This is a genomic window from Paraferrimonas haliotis, assembly GCF_002282895.1.
GTDB classification, from domain to species: domain Bacteria; phylum Pseudomonadota; class Gammaproteobacteria; order Enterobacterales; family Shewanellaceae; genus Paraferrimonas; species Paraferrimonas haliotis.
The window spans coordinates 1-2,538 of the sequence record NZ_NRRB01000013.1 but is presented as its reverse complement, the minus strand read 5'-3'; the positions used below and the strand labels follow the sequence as shown (position 1 = coordinate 2,538).

Sequence of the window (2,538 nt, the reverse complement as noted above, 5' to 3'; positions counted from 1 at the left end):
GACCAGTATCCCGATCCCGGCTGGCCGTCCTGGCCGCCACATGAGGCATGTTCCGCGTCCTTGCAATACTGTGTTTACATACAGTCTATCGCTTAGCGGAAAGTTCTTTTACCCTCAGCCGAAATGCCTGCCGTTGCTAGACATTGCCAGCCAGTGCCCGTCACTCCCTGTCGTCTGGGCGTTCCTCTGGGCTAAACATCGACATGATCCGGCGCTTAATATCGCCGTCCTTGTTGACCAGCGTCTTGGTCACGAAGGCCGCGTATTCTTTGGCGTTGTCGTACCCTTTCCAGACCTCGTGGGGGTCAAGAGCGTAGGCGCAAACCCGCCCAGCGACTGGGATTCTGACCAAGGCGCGTTCTGTCTCAAGGTGGGGTTCTAGGGATTTTCCCCTCTAAAAAGACATAATCCTCTGTAGACCACACCAATAAATGGCTGCGGAGGTGGTTTACTTTCAGCTTGGAGCCTAATCATCCACTATCGGCCTTGTTATTTCGCCAATATTGGGCAATTTCCCAGTATTAGTGAAGTTATACGTTCCGCTTAAGTTGATATTTTGCCACGCAACGGGCGAAACAGCACGAGTGATACCCGCTTTCTCTTCATCTCCTCTCGCTTCAAAGTGTCCCAGAAGATGACTCAGTATCGCGGAGTTGAAGTAGATGATCGCGTTGGCAAGCAATCTTGCGCATTCATTCCAGATAGCGATTTCAGACTCGTTTTTGCCACGGAACTGATCACCATTCACCGACGCAATGGCTCGTCTAAGGAAGTGCCATGCTTCTCCCCGGTTCAGGGCACGTTGCACATACTGCCGCAAACTGGCATCGTCGATGTAGTCAAGTAAATATTGCGCTTTAACCAGTCGATTATACTCCGTCAGAGCCTGTAATATTGGGTGTCCAGAAGGGTAACCAGACAACTTTCTTACCAGCATTGCTTGTGTCGTCCGCTTTGTCTGAAGTGACAGAACAATACGCCTGATATCTTGCCATCCCGTTGTAATAACATTCGTTCTGATAGGCTTCTTTAGCGCCAGTATGGTGCTGCCTTGTTCACTTTCAGTCACATCAAACAGATCATTGATGACACTACTGAACTGCGCGTATCGCGGTGCAAAACTGTAACCGCATAGATCCAGTAAGGCGAAGTTAACATGATTGACACCGTGTGTATCTGTCGAGAGTACGTCAGGTTTGATTTCACTGCTGTTGGATTGTAACAGGTCATAAATATAGTGTGATTCGTGCTCGTTGGAACCGATGATCCGAGCATTGAGGGCGCTGTGGTTGGCCACCAGTGTCATGGCCGTGATCCCTTTGTTGGTGCCGAAATACTTAGAGGAGTACCGGGTTTTAAAGGTTTCCAGATGGGTTTCGAATTTCTGACCATCCGCACTGGCATGCAGCTGGTCCTCCTGAATATGGTAGTGGCGGAAGATGGGTAGCGCTGCAACCGCATTATTGATCACGTCGCTGGCGTCATGCAGCGTTTCAGGCCGGATATAGTTGGCCTGCACCGTACTCAGGTGTTCATAGCTTCGATCGGAGATCTGCGCCATGCCATACACACCACGGTGAGTGGCGTTGGCAATCAGAATGGCCAGTAAATCATCCTGATGAGTGAACCCTTGTTTTTGTATCGGAAGTACATGAGTCAGACATTTCATGAACCCGGTTTCGCGCTCTACATACCGCAGTACATCCGCGATACCGACCGGTTGCATTCGCTTAAAAAAGGGATTGTTGACCAGAGATGTAGCGCTTTTGGTCGGCAGACGCCAGCGGGTACCGGTACGATTTTTCATGATCACATTTCGATTGTCTCCCTCATCAATATGGAGAGCAACGTCTTTGAGTGCACTTTCCAGCCGGTGTTGTTTCTCCTGTAACAATAACTCTGCGGGCTGTTTTAGTCTGTCCAGTGTTGATGAGGCCAGCAAGGTATCCTGCGATGTCTGGGGGATCAGGTCGTCTTCCAGTGCGCGGTATTTGGTAACATTTGGCAAATAAATGCGTCCATTCAGTCGTGAGGTTAACTGCCGGTAGAGCAGCCATTCGTAACGTTGCGGGTTAACGTTATCCTGTTTAACCAACCATGGGAGGTGCTTTTTCGGGATGAGCGACGTATCCATCGTCTTCAGTGGTCCACCGAATGCGATTTCCGTCTGCATCTGTTGAAGTTGGGCGACGACGGCTTCTGAGCCTTTACCGGCCTCACATTCAAGGCACAAGAACACCTGCCTTAACAGTTGCTCCAGGAGATTGCATTGTTCATCGTAATGTTGCCACTGGTACTCTTCCACGGTCCGTTTCTGTTTTTTCAGGTAAAGGCAGAGGGTCTGGATATCCCTGTCATTCATGACCTTCAATGCCTGTTGTCTGACTACTGAGAAGGGTTGATTATCATCAATGTTCTCATCCACAAACAGATGCAGTAACTCTGCCGCTTTCGTGACATTGTCCGCGGCTGACTGCCAGGACAGGAACACTGCTTGTTGTGCAAAGGTGTTGGCAGCTTCTTGTTGCTTGCGGATAT

Annotated in this window: 1 protein-coding gene; it reads right to left on the bottom strand. The window is 49.8% G+C overall.

The window, feature by feature from the left end; translation table 11 throughout:
- Positions 1–466: 466 nt before the first annotated feature.
- Positions 467–2,538 (bottom strand): Tn3 family transposase (locus CLC91_RS14800; RefSeq protein ID WP_099098748.1); only part of this gene is annotated, 2,072 nt, incomplete at its 5' end.